The organism is Streptomyces viridochromogenes DSM 40736 (genome assembly GCF_000158955.1).
In the GTDB taxonomy this organism is placed as follows: Bacteria; Actinomycetota; Actinomycetes; order Streptomycetales; family Streptomycetaceae; genus Streptomyces; species Streptomyces venetus.
In genome coordinates this window covers 5,658,499-5,659,831 of the sequence record NZ_GG657757.1, presented here as the reverse complement: position 1 = coordinate 5,659,831, position 1,333 = coordinate 5,658,499, and the positions used below count along the sequence as shown (strand labels likewise).

Below are 1,333 nucleotides of genomic sequence, written 5' to 3'. Positions count from 1 at the left end.
CCGGCCCCGGGCTCGTGCGCTGCCCTACGGCTTGGGCAGGACGCAGCCGCTCGCGCTCAGGTCGAGCTTGTTGTCGATGCCGAAGCAGGACGGGATCCGGTAGGTCTCCTGGGCGTAGTTGATGCCCTTGCGGACGGTCACGTTGCCGTTCGCGTCGACCTCACAGGGGTTGTTCACCGTGCAGCGCTCGCCGTCCTCGTTGCCGGTGTTGTTGATGGCGACGACCTTGCCGGAGGCCTGGTCGACGACGGGCGAGCCGGACGTGCCACCGATGGTGTTGCAGGCGGAGGTGTAACGGACCGAGTCCTTCCAGGTCCAGTCGCCCTCCTTCAGGGTGGGCACGAACCCGTCGATGTCGCAGCTGTAGATCCGCTTCCAGTAGCCCGAGGGGATGCTGATGGCGGAGCCGGCGACCGGGTGCGAGTCGTTCAGCGTCAGCGCGTTGATGCCGTACGAGCTCTTGATCTGCGCGTAGCTGGTGGTGAGCTGGTAGAACGCGACGTCCGTGTCGGTCATCGTGCCGTACGCGAGCTTGGCGGCGCGCAGGGTCGCCACGCGCGAGCCGGAGGCGCCCAGCAACCCGAAGGTGCGGCTGGAGGCCTTGTCGACGAGAACCTCGCCGGGGCCGGGGAAGCCGCTCTCCAGACAGTGTCCGTTGGTCATCACCAGCGCCGGGTCGTTGTCCTCGGAGTCCGGCATGCGGACGACCGAGCCGGAGCAGTTGTTGAGGGCCACCGTCCCGGCGAAGTTGACGCCCTTGGGCGCCGGGTTGGTGATCCCGGACAGGGTCTCCGTAGCGGACGTGACCACGCCCGAGACGGTGGACGTGACCTTGCCCGTGTCCGCGGCCTTGCCGACGCCCGTGGGGGCGGTGTCGGCAGCGGTCGCGGGAGCCGCGCCGGCCCCGGCTATCGCCAGGGCGAAGAACGCGGCGGCGAGAGGTTTTCTCATGGGGGGTCCCCTCTTGCGACGGAGGCGGCCGGAAATCTTCCGGCCGCCCGCAGTGTTGTCATGCGCATTGTGATCGCCGCAAGGGTGGCGGGGCAAGGAGTTGTTTCCCGCCCGGGGCCGGTCAGTTCTGCCCGACCCTACTCAAACTCCCTGATGAACCGGTCACTTGGGGCCCTTGGTGCCGCCGGGACCGCGTCCGGGCTTGTCCCCGGACCGGCCCGGGGCCGACGTGAGGGTGGAAGGGGCGGAGGCCGTCGGAGTGCCGGGTGTGGAGCCGCCCTCCGAGGGACTCCCGGACGCGGACGGGGTCCGGCCCGCCACGCCGGACGGACTCACCGAGTCGGCGCCGGACGGCTCGCCCCCTCCCGGATCCGACGGCCGG

The 1,333-nt window shown here is 70.2% G+C and carries 1 protein-coding gene; it reads right to left on the bottom strand.

Annotated elements, in window-relative coordinates; translation table 11 throughout:
* Positions 1 to 24: 24 nt before the first annotated feature.
* Complete coding sequence (locus SSQG_RS25015; protein WP_003992634.1) at positions 25 to 951, bottom strand: S1 family peptidase; 927 nt, start codon at positions 949 to 951, stop codon at positions 25 to 27.
* Positions 952 to 1,333: the final 382 nt, after the last annotated feature.

Coding starts and splice junctions, on each gene's coding strand:
- SSQG_RS25015 (WP_003992634.1), bottom strand. CDS start 951: ATGAGAAAACCTCTCGCCGCCGCGTTCTTCGCCCTGGCGATAGCCGGG.